Source organism: Pseudomonas entomophila, from assembly GCF_018417595.1.
Taxonomy (GTDB): Bacteria; Pseudomonadota; Gammaproteobacteria; order Pseudomonadales; family Pseudomonadaceae; genus Aquipseudomonas; species Aquipseudomonas entomophila_C.
Window position 1 is genome coordinate 4,824,236 of record NZ_CP070982.1, and the last position, 16,326, is coordinate 4,840,561.

The 16,326-nt window shown below is 65.4% G+C and carries 13 protein-coding genes; 11 read left to right on the forward strand and 2 right to left on the reverse strand.

Going from position 1 to position 16,326, the window contains the following annotated elements; all coding sequences use genetic code 11:
• The first annotated feature begins 103 nt into the window (after positions 1 to 103).
• The 6 genes from gcvH to JYG34_RS21085 all read left to right on the forward strand — a co-directional run bounded on the left by gcvH (position 104) and on the right by JYG34_RS21085 (position 7,180).
• Positions 104 to 487 carry a glycine cleavage system protein GcvH gene (gcvH, locus tag JYG34_RS21060; RefSeq protein ID WP_213658180.1) on the forward strand — a complete coding sequence of 128 codons (384 nt, stop codon included), beginning with the start codon at positions 104 to 106 and terminating at the stop codon, positions 485 to 487.
• Positions 488 to 498: 11 nt separating this feature from the next.
• Positions 499 to 3,354 carry an aminomethyl-transferring glycine dehydrogenase gene (gene gcvP, locus JYG34_RS21065; RefSeq protein WP_213658181.1) on the forward strand — a complete coding sequence of 952 codons (2,856 nt, stop codon included), beginning with the start codon at positions 499 to 501 and terminating at the stop codon, positions 3,352 to 3,354.
• Between the two features lie 155 nt (positions 3,355 to 3,509).
• Positions 3,510 to 4,886, forward strand: coding sequence for an L-serine ammonia-lyase (locus JYG34_RS21070; protein WP_213658182.1), 1,377 nt, complete (start codon positions 3,510 to 3,512; stop codon positions 4,884 to 4,886).
• Positions 4,887 to 4,912: 26 nt separating this feature from the next.
• Positions 4,913 to 6,034 carry a glycine cleavage system aminomethyltransferase GcvT gene (gene gcvT, locus JYG34_RS21075; RefSeq protein ID WP_213658183.1) on the forward strand — a complete coding sequence of 374 codons (1,122 nt, stop codon included), beginning with the start codon at positions 4,913 to 4,915 and terminating at the stop codon, positions 6,032 to 6,034.
• 347 nt (positions 6,035 to 6,381) lie between these two features.
• The gene (locus tag JYG34_RS21080) at positions 6,382 to 6,594 is read left to right on the forward strand and encodes a cold-shock protein (RefSeq protein WP_213658184.1); all 213 of its coding nucleotides are present in this window, start codon (positions 6,382 to 6,384) and stop codon (positions 6,592 to 6,594) included.
• 97 nt (positions 6,595 to 6,691) lie between these two features.
• Positions 6,692 to 7,180: an RDD family protein gene (locus JYG34_RS21085; RefSeq protein ID WP_213658185.1), complete on the forward strand. Its 489-nt coding sequence runs from the start codon at positions 6,692 to 6,694 to the stop codon at positions 7,178 to 7,180.
• 192 nt (positions 7,181 to 7,372) lie between these two features.
• Here JYG34_RS21085 and lptG read toward each other — a convergent pair whose 3' ends face one another.
• Positions 7,373 to 8,434 (reverse strand): LPS export ABC transporter permease LptG, encoded by a 1,062-nt coding sequence (gene lptG, locus JYG34_RS21090; protein ID WP_213658186.1) that lies wholly within the window; start codon positions 8,432 to 8,434, stop codon positions 7,373 to 7,375.
• Positions 8,427 to 9,542, reverse strand: coding sequence for an LPS export ABC transporter permease LptF (gene lptF, locus JYG34_RS21095; protein ID WP_213658187.1), 1,116 nt, complete (start codon positions 9,540 to 9,542; stop codon positions 8,427 to 8,429). Before lptF ends, lptG begins: the two co-directional genes overlap by 8 nt.
• A gap of 289 nt (positions 9,543 to 9,831) precedes the next feature.
• Here lptF and JYG34_RS21100 point away from each other — a divergent pair, with 289 nt between their 5' ends.
• The 5 genes from JYG34_RS21100 (at position 9,832) to rlmF (ending at position 16,320) form a co-directional block, all read left to right on the forward strand.
• Positions 9,832 to 11,325, forward strand: coding sequence for a leucyl aminopeptidase (locus JYG34_RS21100; protein ID WP_213658188.1), 1,494 nt, complete (start codon positions 9,832 to 9,834; stop codon positions 11,323 to 11,325).
• A gap of 48 nt (positions 11,326 to 11,373) precedes the next feature.
• On the forward strand, positions 11,374 to 11,802 hold the full coding sequence (locus JYG34_RS21105) for a DNA polymerase III subunit chi (RefSeq protein ID WP_213658189.1): 429 nt from the start codon (positions 11,374 to 11,376) through the stop codon (positions 11,800 to 11,802).
• Between the two features lie 5 nt (positions 11,803 to 11,807).
• Positions 11,808 to 12,179, forward strand: coding sequence for a DNA polymerase III subunit chi (locus JYG34_RS21110; protein ID WP_213658190.1), 372 nt, complete (start codon positions 11,808 to 11,810; stop codon positions 12,177 to 12,179).
• Between the two features lie 166 nt (positions 12,180 to 12,345).
• Positions 12,346 to 15,192: a valine--tRNA ligase gene (locus tag JYG34_RS21115; RefSeq protein WP_213658191.1), complete on the forward strand. Its 2,847-nt coding sequence runs from the start codon at positions 12,346 to 12,348 to the stop codon at positions 15,190 to 15,192.
• 174 nt (positions 15,193 to 15,366) lie between these two features.
• Positions 15,367 to 16,320, forward strand: coding sequence for a 23S rRNA (adenine(1618)-N(6))-methyltransferase RlmF (gene rlmF, locus JYG34_RS21120; RefSeq protein WP_213658192.1), 954 nt, complete (start codon positions 15,367 to 15,369; stop codon positions 16,318 to 16,320).
• The last annotated feature ends 6 nt before the right edge of the window (positions 16,321 to 16,326 follow it).

Consider the following 16,326-nt stretch of genomic DNA (forward strand, 5'->3'; position numbering starts at 1 on the left):
TATAAAGATATTTATAGTCTGGCCGCATTATTGCTAAGGGAATTCCAACCTTAAGAGCGTGGCCCAACCACGCCCAACGCCCCCTGCTTCCCGAGGAATTCCCATGAGCGAGTTGCGTTTCACCGAAGATCACGAATGGCTGCGTGTCGAAACTGATGGCAGCGTCACCGTAGGCATCACCGCCTACGCCCAGAACGCCCTCGGCGACGTGGTCTATGTGCAACTGCCGGAACTGCAGCAGTATGAAAAGGGCGCCGAAGCCTCCACCGTGGAATCGGTCAAAGCCGCCAGCGGCGTGTACATGCCGCTGGCCGGTGAAGTGGTCGCGGTCAACGAAGGCCTGAACGACAGCCCCGAGCTGGTCAACGAAGACCCGCTGGGCGAAGGCTGGTTCTTCCGTTTCAAACCCGCCGACATGAACGAAGTAAGCGCCCTGCTCGACCAGGACGCCTACGACCGCCTGCTCAAAGCCAACGACGACGCCTGAGGTACCGCACCATGACCATCAACCTCGGCACCGCCAACGAATTCATCGCCCGTCACATCGGCCCGCGCGCCGCTGACGAGCAGGCCATGCTCAACGCGCTGGGCTTCGACTCGCTGGAAGCGATGACCGCCGCCGTCATCCCCGACAGCATCAAGGGCACCAGCGTGCTCGGCAGCGAAGACGGCCAGAGCGAGGCCGACGCCCTCGCCGCGCTGAAAGCCATCGCCGGCAAGAACCAGCTGTTCAAGAGCTACATCGGCCAGGGTTACTACAACACCCACACCCCGGCGCCGATCCTGCGCAACCTTCTGGAAAACCCGGCCTGGTACACCGCCTACACCCCGTACCAGCCCGAGATTTCCCAAGGCCGCCTGGAAGCGCTGCTGAACTTCCAGACCCTGATCAGCGACCTCACCGGCCTGCCGATCGCCAACGCCTCGCTGCTCGACGAAGCCACCGCCGCCGCCGAAGCCATGACCTTCTGCAAGCGCCTGTCGAAGAACAAGGCCAGCCACGCCTTCTTCGCCTCGGTGCACTGCCACCCGCAGACCCTCGACGTGCTGCGCACCCGCGCCGAACCCCTGGGCATCGAAGTAGTGGTGGGCGACGAGCGTGAACTGGGCGAGGTCAGCGCCTTCTTCGGCGCCCTGCTGCAATACCCGGCCAGCAACGGCGACGTGTTCGACTACCGCGAGGTGGTGCAGCGCTTCCACGCCGCCGGCGCCCTGGTGGCCGTGGCCGCCGACCTGCTGGCCCTGACCCTGCTCACTCCGCCAGGCGAGTTCGACGCCGACGTGGCCATCGGCAGCGCCCAGCGCTTTGGTGTGCCGCTGGGCTTCGGTGGCCCGCACGCGGCCTACTTCGCCACCCGCGACGCGTTCAAGCGCGACATGCCGGGCCGCCTGGTCGGTGTGTCGATCGACCGCTTCGGCAAGAGCGCCCTGCGCCTGGCCATGCAGACCCGCGAGCAGCACATCCGCCGCGAGAAGGCCACCAGCAACATCTGCACCGCCCAGGTGCTGCTGGCCAACATCGCCAGCATGTACGCCGTGTACCACGGCCCGGCCGGCCTCAAGCGCATCGCCGAACGCACCCACGCGCTGACCGCGATTCTTGCCACCGGCCTGACCAAGCTGGGCATTAAAGTGGTCACCGGCGACTTCTTCGACACCCTGACCCTGGCCACCGGCAGCGCCACCAGCGCCCTGCACGGCAAGGCCCGCGCCCAGGGCATCAACCTGCGCCAGGTCGACGCCGCCCACCTGGGCCTGTCGCTGGACGAGACCAGCAGCCAGGCCGATGTCGAGGCCCTGTGGCAGCTGTTCGCCGAAGGCCAGGCCACCCCGGACTTCACCGCCCTGGCCGCGACCGTCGCCGCGCGCCTGCCGGCCGCCCTGCTGCGCCAGTCGGCCATCCTCGAGCACCCGGTGTTCAACCGCTACCACAGCGAAACCGAGCTGATGCGCTACCTGCGCCGCCTGGCCGACAAGGACCTGGCGCTGGACCGCAGCATGATCCCGCTGGGCTCGTGCACCATGAAGCTCAACGCCGCCAGCGAGATGATCCCGGTGACCTGGGCCGAGTTCGGCAACCTGCACCCGTTCGCCCCGGCCGAGCAGAGCCAGGGCTACCTGCAGATGACCACCGAGCTGGAAGCCATGCTCTGCGCCGCCACCGGCTATGACGCCGTGTCGCTGCAACCGAACGCCGGTTCCCAGGGCGAGTACGCAGGCCTCTTGGCGATCCGCGCCTACCACCGCAGCCGCGGCGACAGCCACCGCGACATCTGCCTGATCCCGTCCTCGGCCCACGGCACCAACCCCGCCACCGCGCACATGGCCGGCATGCGCGTGGTGGTCACCGCCTGCGACGCCCGCGGCAACGTCGACATCGACGACCTGCGCGCCAAGGCCATCGAACACCGCGAGCGCCTGGCGGCGATCATGATCACCTACCCGTCGACCCACGGCGTGTTCGAGGAAGCCATCGGCGAGATCTGCGCGATCATCCACGGCAACGGCGGCCAGGTGTACATCGACGGCGCCAACATGAACGCCATGGTCGGCCTGTGCGCCCCGGGCAAGTTCGGCGGCGACGTCTCGCACCTGAACCTGCACAAGACCTTCTGCATCCCCCACGGCGGTGGCGGCCCGGGCGTCGGCCCGATCGGCGTCAAATCGCACCTGGCGCCGTTCCTGCCTGGCCACGCCGCGCTGGAAAACACCCAGGGCGCGGTCTGCGCCGCGCCGTTCGGCAGCGCCAGCATCCTGCCGATCACCTGGATGTACATTCGCATGATGGGGGGTGCGGGCTTGAAGCGCGCCTCGCAGATGGCGATCCTCAACGCCAACTACATCGCCCGCCGCCTGGAAGAGCACTATCCTGTGCTGTACACCGGTGGCAACGGCCTGGTGGCGCATGAATGCATCCTCGACCTGCGCCCGCTCAAGGATACCAGCGGCATCAGCGTCGACGACGTGGCCAAGCGGCTGATCGACTTCGGCTTCCACGCCCCGACCATGTCCTTCCCGGTGGCCGGCACGCTGATGATCGAACCGACCGAAAGCGAGTCCAAAGAAGAACTGGACCGCTTCTGCGACGCCATGATCCAGATCCGCGAAGAGATTCGCGCCGTCGAGAATGGCAGCCTGGACAAGGACGACAACCCGCTGAAAAACGCCCCGCACACTGCGGCGGAGCTGGCCGGCGAGTGGACCCACGGTTACAGCCGCGAGCAAGCGGTCTATCCGCTGCCAAGCCTGGTGGAAGGCAAGTACTGGCCGCCGGTGGGCCGGGTCGACAACGTGTACGGCGACCGCAACCTGGTCTGCGCCTGCCCGTCGATCGAGAGCTATCAGGACGTCTGATGGCCCTCAGGCCTGCCCATCCCCGTGAGGCGGGCCTCGGCTCCTGTGGGAGCGGGTTTACTTGCGAATGCGACAGTGAATTCACTGATGCATTCGCGGGTAAACCCGCTCCCACAGGGTCACCATCAACCTCAAGCGCCGGTTAGGAGGTCAGCATGTCCCTGAGCGTCTTCGACCTGTTCAAGATCGGCATCGGCCCCTCCAGCTCCCACACGGTCGGCCCGATGCGCGCCGCCGCGCGCTTCGCCGAAGGGCTACGCCGTGACGGCCTGCTGGCCAGCACGGTCAGCGTCAAGGCCGAGCTGTACGGCTCGCTGGGTGCCACTGGCAAAGGCCACGGCAGCGACAAGGCCGTGCTGCTGGGCCTCGAAGGCGAACACCCCGATACCGTCGACACCGAATCCATCCCCGCCCGCCTGCAGGCGATCCGCGACAGCGGCCACCTGTGCCTGCTCGGCGAGCACGATATCGTCTTCGTCGAGAAGCAACACCTGGCGATGATCCGCAAGCCGCTGGCCTACCACCCCAACGGCATGATCTTCCGCGCCTTCGACCAGGCCGGGTTGCAGATCCGCAGCCGCGAGTACTACTCGGTGGGCGGCGGCTTCGTGGTCGACGAGGACGCGGCGGGCCATGACCGCATCGTCGAGGACAGCACCGTGCTGCCCTACCCGTTCAAGACCGGCAAGGAACTGCTCGGCCACTGCACCGCGCAGCACCTGTCGTTCAGCCAGGTGATGCTGGCCAACGAAGCCGCCTGGCGCCCGGAGGCCGAGACCCGCGCCGGCCTGCTGCGCATCTGGCAGGTGATGCAGGACTGCGTCGAAGCCGGTTGCCGGCATGAGGGCATCCTGCCCGGCGGGCTCAAGGTCAAGCGCCGGGCGCCGGCGTTGTATCGCCAGCTCAGCCGTCATCCGGAGGCGAGCTTGCGCGATGCGCTGTCGGTGCTCGACTGGGTCAACCTCTATGCCCTGGCGGTGAACGAGGAAAACGCCTACGGCGGCCGCGTGGTCACCGCGCCGACCAACGGCGCGGCCGGCATCGTCCCGGCGGTACTGCACTACTACATGCGCTTCGTCCCCGGCGCCAACGAGGACGGCGTGGTGCGCTTCCTGCTCACCGCCGCGGCCATCGGCATCCTCTACAAGGAAAACGCCTCGATCTCAGGTGCCGAGGTCGGCTGCCAGGGTGAGGTGGGCGTGGCCTGCTCGATGGCCGCCGGCGCATTGTGCGAAGTGATGGGCGGCACCCCACAGCAAGTGGAGAACGCCGCCGAGATCGGCATGGAACACAACCTGGGCCTGACCTGCGACCCCATCGGCGGGCTGGTCCAGGTTCCCTGCATCGAGCGCAACGCCATGGGCTCGGTGAAGGCGATCAACGCGGTGCGCATGGCCCTGCGCGGCGACGGGCAGCACTACGTCTCCCTCGACAAGGTCATCCGCACCATGCGCCAGACCGGCGCCGACATGAAAAGCAAATACAAGGAGACCGCCCGCGGCGGTCTGGCCGTCAACATCATCGAATGTTGACCCGAATGAAAAACGAGGAGTCACCGATGTCCGAAACACTGCACAAGACCCCGCTGCACGCCCTGCACCTGGAACTGGGCGCGCGCATGGTGCCGTTCGCCGGCTACGACATGCCCGTGCAGTACCCGCTGGGCGTGCTCAAGGAGCACCTGCATACCCGCGAGCAGGCCGGCCTGTTCGATGTCTCGCACATGGGCCAGATCATCCTGCGCGGCAGCGATGCCGCCCGCGCCCTGGAAACGCTGGTACCGGTCGATATCGTCGATCTGCCGGTGGGCATGCAGCGCTATGCCATGTTCACCAATGAGCAAGGCGGCATCCTCGACGACCTGATGGTCGCCAACCTGGGTGACGACACCCTGTTCCTGGTGGTCAACGCCGCCTGCAAGGACCAGGACCTGGCGCACCTGCGCAAGCATATCGGCGATCGCTGCGAGATCCAGCCGCTGTTCGAAGCCCGTGCCCTGCTCGCCCTGCAAGGCCCGGCGGCGGTCAAGGTGCTGGAGCGCCTGGCGCCGGAAGTGGCCGGCATGACCTTCATGCAGTTCCGCCCGATCAGCCTGCTGGGCAACGACTGCTTCGTCAGCCGCTCGGGCTATACCGGCGAGGACGGCTACGAAATCTCGGTGCCGGCCGCCGCCGCCGAAGCCCTGGCCCGTCGCCTGCTGGCCGAGCCCGAAGTGCAGCCGATCGGCCTGGGCGCCCGCGACTCGCTGCGCCTGGAAGCCGGGCTGTGCCTGTACGGCCACGATATGGACACCACCACCACCCCGATCGAAGCCAGCCTGCTGTGGGCCATCTCCAAGGTGCGCCGCGCCGATGGCACGCGCGCTGGCGGCTTCCCTGGCGCCGACACCGTGTTCGCCCAGCAACAGGCTGGCGTGGCGCGCAAGCGGGTCGGCCTGCTGCCCCAGGAACGCACGCCTGTGCGTGAGGGCGCGCAGATCGTCGACCAGGCGGGCAAGGTGGTCGGCGAAGTGTGCAGCGGCGGCTTCGGCCCGACGCTCGGCGCCCCTGTCGCGATGGGCTATGTCGATAGCGAACATGCGGCCCTCGACACGGCATTGTTTGCCGTCGTCCGTGGCAAGCAAGTTGCCCTTAAAGTCAGCAAAATGCCTTTCGTGGCACAGCGTTACTACCGTGGCTGAATGAGGGGTTTGGACAGGTTCGACATATTCGTTTTCGAACCTGTCCAATAACTTCTGAACATAGCGCCAGGCCAGGCGCCACGCCGTTTCCGACAAATCGTTCGGTTATCGGGAAAAGCCTGATTTCCACCCGCCGGAAGGGCTTGTTTTTCGCTCAGGAGTTGGCGTAGAGTCACTGCACTGTGTTTGCATGGGTCGCAACAGTTCGTGACCTGGGCCAGTAGCCGCAATCCGCTACAACCCGTTCGACGTCTCTTACTTTCCTGCAACCCAGCCCAGTAATCTTTCACGTACAAACGTGTGAAAGAAACTGTCATCAAAATTCAAGTTTCATAGGAAATAAGACAATGGCTGAGCGTCAGAACGGTACCGTCAAGTGGTTCAATGACGAGAAAGGTTACGGCTTCATCACCCCAGAAAGCGGTCCGGATCTGTTCGTCCACTTCCGCGCTATCCAAGGCAACGGCTTCAAGAGCCTGAAAGAAGGCCAGAAAGTGACCTTCGTTGCTGTGCAAGGCCAGAAGGGCATGCAAGCCGACGAAGTCATTCCACAGCAGTGATCTGACTTCCACAAAAAAGCCCCTGTGTTGACCCACAGGGGCTTTTTTGTGCGCGCAATTCCATAGAATGGACCTTTGCCATCTGGAGCCGTCCTGCATGTCCAAGCCTCTGCTCAACCCTCAGGGTGATTTCCCACCGGTCGGCCTGGGTCGGCGCCTGGCCGCCATGTTCTACGACTTCCTGCTGTGCACCGCCCTGCTGATTGTCACTGCCGGACTCTACAAGATGATCCAGATGGCGATCATCGGCGAAGCGCGCATGCGTGAGCTGACCGAGGCCGGCGCGCTGGATGGCGACCCATTGTTGTCGACGATCCTGCTGTTTGCCCTGTTCGGCTTCTTCGCCAAGTTCTGGACCCACGGCGGCCAGACCCTGGGCATGCAGGTGTGGGGCATGCGCGTACAGAACGCCGACGGCAGCGCCATCAGCCTGTGGCAGGCGCTGCTGCGCTTCGTGGTGTCGATCGCCTCCTGGCTGTGCCTGGGGCTGGGGTTCTTCTGGTCGCTGATCGACAAGCGCCAGCGCAGCTGGCACGACATCTATTCCGAAACGCAGCTGGTGCGCCTGCCCAAGCGTAAAAAATAACTCGCATGGAACCTCACGCAACTTGTTGCCTTGGCGGGACCCTGTGGGAGCGGCTTCAGCCGCGAACACCGGCTTGGCCGGTGCCATTCACCGCGCCGCCTGCTTCGCGGCTAAAGCCGCTCCCACAGAGGGCAGCGCTCCTTTCTCGGGCACAAAAAAGCCGACCCTGGGGTCGGCTTCTTGTTTGGCGGATCAACCCGCCCGGCGCATCAACCACAAACCGGCCAACGCACAGATACCAGCAGGTATTACCACCGCCAGCAACGGCGGGAAGCCGAACACCTGGCTCGACGGCCCAAGCAGGTCGCCGGCGATGCGGAACACGAAGCCCACCAGCACACCGGTGAACACGCGCTGACCCAGGGTCACCGAACGCAGCGGCCCGAAGATGAAGGAAATCGCCATCAGCACCAGCGCCGCGGTCACCGCCGGCTGCAGGACCTTGGTCCAGAACGCCAGCCAGTAGCGGGAATTGTTCAGGCCCTGGTCGGACAGGTAGTGGATGTAGTCCCACAGCCCGGTGATCGACAGCGACTCCGGTGCCAGCACCACGGTATTGAGCAGTTCCGGGGTCACCGACACGTCCCAGACTTCTTCGGGCGCATTGACCACTTCGGTGTGGTCGCCACGGAAGTAGGTGGTGGCCACGTCGTTCAGCACCCACTTGCCGTCCTGGTACTGCGCCCGGCGAGCGAAGCTCGAGGTCTGGATCTTGCGCTCCTCATCGAAGCGATAGCGGGTCACCCCCAGCAGCAGACCGTTGGGCTGCACCGAGTTGATGTGCACGAACTCCTCGCCCTGGCGGTGCCACATACCCCGCTTGGAGCTTTGTGCCTCGCCACCGCCCTGGGCCAGCGAACGGTCGGCCTGGGCCTTGTTCTCGGTCACCGGAGCGACATACTCGCCGATCAGCACACCGACCAGCATCAGCACCAGCATGGGTTTCATCACCGCCCAGACAATGCGGCCGATCGATACGCCAGCGGCGCGCATGATGGTCAGCTCGCTGCTGCTGGCCAGGCTGCCCAGGCCGATCAGGCAGCCGATCAGCGCGGCCATCGGCAGCATGTCGTAGAGCCGGCGCGGCGCGGTCAGCAGCACGTAGCTGCCGGCGTCCATCACCGTGTAGGTGTCGCTCAGGTCGCTCATCTCGTCGATGAAGGCGAACAGCGAGGCAAGGCCCAGGATGATGCCCAGCACGGCCAGAATGGCCAGCAGCACGCTCTGGCCGATGTAGCGGTCCAGTTTAACCACGGGCCACCTCCGCACGGCGAGCGGCACGCTTGAGACGCAGCGGCTCCCAGTACATCAGCCCCAGGCCAATGAGCAGGAACAGGCCATGGACCCACCAGATACCCAGCGAGATAGGCAGTTTGCCCTTCTCCAGGGCGCCACGCACGGAAATCAGCATCGTCAGATAGGCCATGTACAGGAGAATCGCCGGCAGCAGCTTGAGGAAGCGGCCCTGGCGCGGGTTGACGCGGGACAGCGGCACCGCCAGGAGCGTCACGACGAACACCAGCAGCGGCAGCGACAGGCGCCACTGCAGCTCGGCGCGTTCGCGAACGCCCGGGTTGCCGAACAGCTCGGAGGTCGGGATCGCCTCGCGCTCGGTCACCTCTTCGGCGACCTCCGGCTTGGGCAGCAGCACGCCGTAGGTGTCGTACTTGATCGCCCGGTAGTCGGCCTGGCCCGGGTTGCCGTCATAGCGGTAGCCGTTCTGCAGCACGAGATAGCGGTTGCCGTCGGCCTGCACTTCCTGGTGACCCTTCTCGGCGACCAGCACCGATGGCGCGCGGTCCTTGGTTTTATCCTGGTTGAAGCGCTTCTCGGAGATGAACACCCCGGCCAGGTTGATGCGGTCGTCGGACAGCTGCTCGGTGTAGGTGACCCGCGAGCCGTCACGCAGGGTCTGGAAGCGGCCCGGCACCAGGGTGTCGAACTCGGTGAGCGCGTCCTGCTGGGCAATGATCTTCTGCACCTGGGCCACGCCCAGGGGCGCCAGGCTCAGGCTCAGCCAGGCCACCAGCAGGGCGACCAGCGCCGCCGGCGCCAGGGTCATCGCCAGCAGGCGCTGCTGGCTCATGCCGGTGGCCGATAGTACGGTCATCTCGCTTTCGAGATACAACCGACCATAGGCGAGCAGGATGCCGAGGAACAGCCCCAGGGGCAGGATCAGTTGCAGGAAGCCCGGCAGGCGGAAGCCCATGATCATGAACAGCACGCCCGGATCGAGCACGCCCTGGGCCGCCTGGGCCAGGTATTTGATGAAGCGCCCGCTCATGATGATCACCAGCAGCACGGCGCTGACGGCGCTCAAGGTCACCAGGACCTCGCGGGACAGATAACGAAAGACGATCAAACCAGACACTCCTGGGTTGTCAGGGGCGGAAAGCCAAACGAACGATTCGGACAGCCAAGACCCATGCCGGTTCGCCGGGGCGAACCTCCATGTAAAGTGCGCGCATTATCCTGTGATTGACGGCGCCTGTCACTTGGCCGCGCATGACGCCGCATGACGGGGTTGTCATCGAGGTCGCGGCAGGCTCAAACTGGCAGCTTTTCCGCTGGCTGGCATCGGCCGCCAGCCGCATTATCCGAGCGCCTGCGAAAGACAGCGCCCACTGACAGATCATTCGGGGACCCCAGACATGGAATTGGTTGTAAAAAGCGTAGCCGCTGTATCCGTCAAGACCGCGACACTGGTTGTACCGGTCGGTGAAGGGCGCAAGCTCGGCGCCACTGCAAAGGCCGTCGACCTGGCCAGCGAGGGCGCCATCAGCACCGTGCTCAAGCGCGGCGACCTGGCCGGCAAGCCGGGCCAGACCCTGCTGCTGCACAGCGTGTCGGGCCTGAAAGCCGAGCGCGTGCTGCTGGTGGGTAGCGGCAAGGACGAGGCACTCGGTGACCGCGCCTGGCGCAAGCTGGCCGCCAGCGTCGCCGGCGTGCTCAAGGGCCTGGGCGGCAGCGACGCGGTGCTGGCCCTGGACGACATCGCCGTGACCGGCCGTGAAGGCCACTATGGCAAGTTCCGCCTGCTGGCCGAAACCCTGCTCGACAGCGACTATGTGTTCGACCGCTACAAGAGCCAGAAAGCAGAACCGCGCGCCCTGAAGAAGATCACCCTGCTGGCTGACAAGGCAGGCCTTGCCGAAGCCGAACGCGCCGTGAAGCACGCCAGCGCCATCGCCACCGGCATGGCCTTCACCCGCGACCTGGGCAACCTGCCGCCGAACGTCTGCCACCCAAGCTTCCTGGCTGAACAGGCCAAGGGCCTGGGCAAGGCGCACAAAGGCCTCAAGGTCGACGTGCTGGACGAGAAGAAGATCAAGGAACTGGGCATGGGCGCGTTCTACGCCGTGGGCCAGGGCAGCGACCAGCCACCACGCCTGATCGTGCTCAACTACCAGGGCGGCAAGAAGAGCGACAAACCGTTCGTGCTGGTGGGCAAGGGCATCACCTTCGACACCGGCGGCATCAGCCTCAAGCCCGGTGCCGGCATGGACGAGATGAAGTACGACATGTGCGGTGCCGCCAGCGTGTTCGGCACCCTGCGCGCCGTGCTCGAACTGCAACTGCCGATCAACCTGGTGTGCCTGCTGGCCTGCGCCGAGAACATGCCGAGCGGTGGCGCCACCCGCCCGGGCGATATCGTCACCACCATGAGCGGGCAGACCGTCGAGATCCTCAACACCGACGCCGAAGGCCGCCTGGTGCTGTGCGACACCCTCACCTACGCCGAGCGCTTCAAGCCCCAGGCGGTGATCGACATCGCCACCCTGACCGGCGCCTGCATCGTCGCCCTGGGCAGCCACACCTCCGGCCTGATGGGCAACAACGACGAGCTGCTCGGCCAACTGCTGGACGCCGGCAAGCGCGCCGACGACCGCGCCTGGCAGCTGCCGCTGTTCGACGAGTACCAGGAGCAACTGGACAGCCCGTTCGCCGACATCGCCAACATCGGCGGCCCGAAGGCCGGCACCATCACCGCTGGCTGCTTCCTGTCGCGCTTCGCCAAGGCTTACAACTGGGCACACCTGGACATCGCCGGCACCGCCTGGATCAGCGGCGGCAAGGACAAAGGCGCCTCGGGCCGTCCGGTCCCGCTGCTGACTCAGTACCTGCTGGACCGCGCTGGCGCCTGATGCCCCACGCCGGTGGCGCCCTGGCGTCACCGGCCGGCAGACCGAACCATGAGCCAAGTCGATTTCTACATCCTGCCCACCGACTCGCTGTCGGCGCGGCTGGATTTCGCCTGCAAACTCTGCGAGAAGGCCTGGCGCCTGGGGCACCGGGTCTACCTGCACTGCCAGGACGAGGCCCAGCGCCTCGAACTGGATGAACGCCTGTGGCGGTTCAAGGGCGAGGCCTTCATCCCCCACGACCACGCCGAGGCGCACAAGGATGCCAGCGTGGCCCTTGGGCTCGGCAACGACGCCGGTGAACACCGCGACCTGCTGATCAACCTGGGCGGCGACGTCCCCGGGTTCGTCGGCCAGTTCGAACGGGTCGCCGAGATCGTCGTCGAGGAACCGGCCATCCGCCTGGCCGCACGCGAGCGATTCCGTTTCTACCGCGAACAGGGCTATGCTCTGCAAGACCACCGCTTACAGCGACTTTGACGACGATGGACAAGCAGCTGACCAGCCTCACCCATTCCGCCCACCTGCTCGACGATCTCGAATCGATCCGCGAGCTGCTGGGAGACGCCAACCTGCAACCGCCGCTGCTGACCGAGACGGTGGAGCAGATCCCCCTGTTGCTCGACGAGCCCGCCGCTGCCGCGCCGCCGGTCGTCGAGGCCGCGCCAGCGCCTGCGCCCGAGGAGGATGCCCAGGCCCGCCGCCAGGACACCCTGCTGCACCTGGACAGCGAACTGCGCGCCGCCGCGCAGTTGATCATGCAGGACGTGATCAACGACTTCACCCCGCACATCGAGACCGAGATCAAACGCCGCCTCGATGCGCGGCTGGAGCGTTTGCTCAAGCGCTCCGAGTAAAACCCGCCCCTGCGGTGCGTCCTTCGCGGGTAAACCCGCGAAAGGGCCATCGACTGCTACTGCGTCGCCCACTCCTCCATCGCGTCTTGCAGCTTGTCGCTTGAAACTCGCGGCTCCGTTATACTTCCCGGCTTTCCCGAATTAATGCCTAAGGGTCCCGCCGCGCATGGATAAGACCTACCAGCCGCACGCCATCGAAACTTCCTGGTACAACACCTGGGAGTCCGAGAACTATTTCGCCCCACAAGGTGCTGGCGACTCGTACACCATCATGATCCCGCCGCCGAACGTGACCGGCAGCCTGCACATGGGTCACGGTTTCAACAACGCGATCATGGACGCGCTGATCCGCTTCCGCCGCATGCAGGGTCGCGACACCCTGTGGCAGCCGGGCACCGACCACGCCGGCATCGCCACCCAGATGCTGGTGGAGCGCCAGCTCGAGGCGAAAGGCCAGAACCGCCATGACCTGGGCCGCGACAAGTTCCTGGAAAAGGTCTGGGAGTGGAAGGATCAGTCCGGCGGCAACATCAGCCGCCAGATCCGCCGCCTGGGCTCGTCGGTGGATTGGAGCCGCGAGCGCTTCACCATGGACGACGGCCTGTCCGAAGCGGTCAAGGAAGCCTTCGTGCGCCTGCACGAGGATGGCCTGATCTACCGCGGCAAGCGCCTGGTCAACTGGGACACCAAACTGCACACGGCGATTTCCGACCTCGAAGTGGAGAACCACGACGAGAAGGGCCACCTGTGGAACCTGCGCTACCCACTGGCCGACGGCGCCAAGACCGCCGAAGGCAAGGACCACCTGGTGGTCGCCACCACCCGTCCGGAAACCCTGCTCGGTGACGTCGCCGTCGCGGTCAACCCGAGCGACGAGCGCTACCAGGCACTGATCGGCAAGTTCGTCGAACTGCCACTGGTCGGCCGCCGCATCCCGATCGTCGCCGACGACTACTGCGACCCCGAGTTCGGCACCGGCTGCGTGAAGATCACCCCGGCCCACGACTTCAACGACTATGAAGTCGGCAAGCGCCACAACCTGCCGCTGCTCAATATCTTCGACAAGAATGCCACCGTGCTCGCCGCCGTGCAGGCGTTCAACCTCGACGGCAGTGTCAACGAGAACATCGACACTTCGCTGCCGGCCCAGTACGCCGGCCTCGACCGCTTCGTCGCGCGCAAGCAGATGGTCGCGGACCTGGACGCGCAAGGCTTGCTGGTCAGCATCGACGACCATGCCCTGAAAGTTCCGAAAGGCGACCGTTCCGGCACCGTCATCGAGCCGTGGCTGACCGACCAGTGGTACGTCTCCACCAAGCCGCTGGCCGAACCTGCCATCGCCGCCGTGGAAGACGGCCGCATCCAGTTCGTACCGAAACAGTACGAGAACATGTATTTCTCCTGGATGCGCGATATCCAGGATTGGTGCATCAGCCGCCAGCTGTGGTGGGGCCACCGCATCCCGGCCTGGTACGACGAAGCCGGCCAGGTCTATGTCGGCCGCGACGAAGCCGAAGTGCGCGCCAAGCACCAGCTGGGCGCCGAGGTGAAACTGCGCCAGGACGACGACGTGCTCGACACCTGGTTCAGCTCGGGCCTGTGGACTTTCTCCACCCTCGGCTGGCCGGAACAGACCGAGTTCCTGAAGAAGTTCCACTCCACCGACGTGCTGGTCACCGGCTTCGACATCATCTTCTTCTGGGTCGCCCGGATGATCATGCTGACGATGCACCTGATCAAGAACGAGGACGGCACCCCGCAGGTACCGTTCAAGACCGTCTACGTGCACGGCCTGGTGCGCGACGGCCAGGGCCAGAAGATGTCCAAGTCGAAGGGCAACGTCCTCGACCCGCTGGACATCGTCGACGGCATCACCCTCGACGCCCTGCTGGAAAAACGCACCAGCGGCATGATGCAACCGAAGCTGGCCGAGAAGATCGCCAAGCAGACCAAGGCCGAGTTCCCGGAAGGCATCGCCAGCTACGGCACCGACGCCCTGCGCTTCACCTTCTGCTCGCTGGCCTCCACCGGCCGCGACATCAAGTTCGACATGGGCCGCGTCGAAGGCTACCGCAACTTCTGCAACAAGATCTGGAACGCCGCCCGCTACGTGCTGGACAAGGGCGAGGACTGCGGCCAGAACGGCGAGGCCTACGAGCTGTCGCTGGCCGACCGCTGGATCATCTCGCAGCTGCAGCGTACCGAAGCCGAAGTGACCCGCCAGCTCGAGCAGTTCCGCTTCGACCTGGCCAGCCAGGCGCTGTACGAGTTCATCTGGAACCAGTACTGCGACTGGTACCTGGAGCTCTCCAAACCCGTGCTGTGGGACGAGAACGCCCCGGTCGAACGTGCCCGTGGCACCCGCCGCACCCTGGTGCGCGTGCTGGAAGTCGCCCTGCGCCTGGCCCACCCGTTCATGCCGTTCATCACCGAAGAGATCTGGCAGCGCATCGCGCCGCTGGCCGGCATCCAAGGCAAGACCATCATGCTGCAGCCGTGGCCTGAAGCGAACGAAAGCCGCATCGACGCCGCCGCCGAAGGCGACATCGAGTGGCTCAAGGAGCTGATGGTCGGCCTGCGCAACATCCGCGCCGAAATGAACATCGGCCCGGGCAAGCCGCTGCCGCTGTTCCTGAAGAACGCCAACGCCGACGACCAGCGTCGCCTGCAGGAAAACGAAGCCCTGCTGAAGAAACTGGCCAAGGTCGAGTCGTTCACCGTGCTGGGCGAGCAGGATGAGGCGCCGTTGTCGGCCACCGCGCTGGTGGGTGATCTGCAGGTGCTGGTACCCATGGCCGGCCTGATCGACAAGGACGCGGAGCTGGCGCGCCTGAGCAAAGAGATCCAGCGCCTGCAGGGCGAAGTCCAGCGCGTCGGTGGCAAGCTGTCCAACGCCGCCTTCGTCGACAAGGCCCCGCCTGCGGTGATCGAGAAGGAACGTGCCAAGCTGGCCGAGTCGGAGCAGGCCCTGGCCAACTTCACCGAGCAGCATGCGCGGATCGCTGCGCTGTAATCATTTACATCGCTGACTGACCGGCGAGGGCTTCGCCCTCGATCGCGACACAAGGCCGCTCCCACAGGACGACGCCATACCCAAAGGCGCCTTTATCCTGTGGGAGCGGCCTTGTGTCGCGATAGGGCCGCACAGCGGCCCCATCCAGCCAGCGACGCTTTATCGGAGTCATCCATGACCCAGGACAAACCCACCCTGCACCCACGCAACCGCCACCAGGGCCGCTACGACTTCCCCGCGCTGATCAAGGCGCACCCGGATCTCGCCCGCTTCACCATCACCAACCCCTACGGCAAGCCCAGCATCGACTTCGCCAACCCCGAAGCCGTGCGGGTGTTCAACCGTGCCCTGCTCAAGGCCCAGTACGGCATCCAGCACTGGGACATCCCGGCAGACTACCTGTGCCCGCCGATCCCCGGCCGCGCCGACTACATCCACGTGCTGGCCGACCTGCTGGCCGAGGACAACGCCGCCGAGGTGCCTCGCGGCGCCCAGGTGCGGGCCCTGGACATCGGTGTCGGCGCCAACTGCATCTACCCCCTGCTGGGCCACAGCGACTACCGCTGGCGCTTCGTCGGTTCGGACATCGACACCACCGCCCTGGCCTCGGCCAAGGCCATCGTCCAGGCCAACAAGCTCGACAAGGCTATCGGCCTGCGTCAGCAACTCCAGCCCAAGCATATCCTCGCCGGGCTCCTGCTGGCGGACGAGCGCTTCGACGTGACCTTGTGCAATCCGCCCTTCCACGCCTCGCGCGAAGAAGCCACCCGTGGTAGTCAGCGCAAATGGAAGAACCTCGGCAAGCAGGATCCCAAGCGCAAGTTGCCGGTGCTGAATTTTGGCGGGCAGAACAACGAGCTGTGGTGCGAAGGTGGCGAGATTCGCTTCGTCAGCCAACTGGTCGGCGAAAGCGCGCAATACGCCGAACAGGTGCTGTGGTTCACCAGCCTGGTATCGAAGGCCAGCAACCTGCCGGGCATAGAGGCCGCCTTGAAGAAGGCCGGCGTGAAAGCCCTGCGCATCGTCGAGATGGGCCAGGGCCAGAAGCAGAGCCGGATGGTCGCCTGGAGCTTCCACGACGACGCGGCCCGCCAGGCATGGCACGCCCGGCGTAAATCACAGGCATGAAAAAAC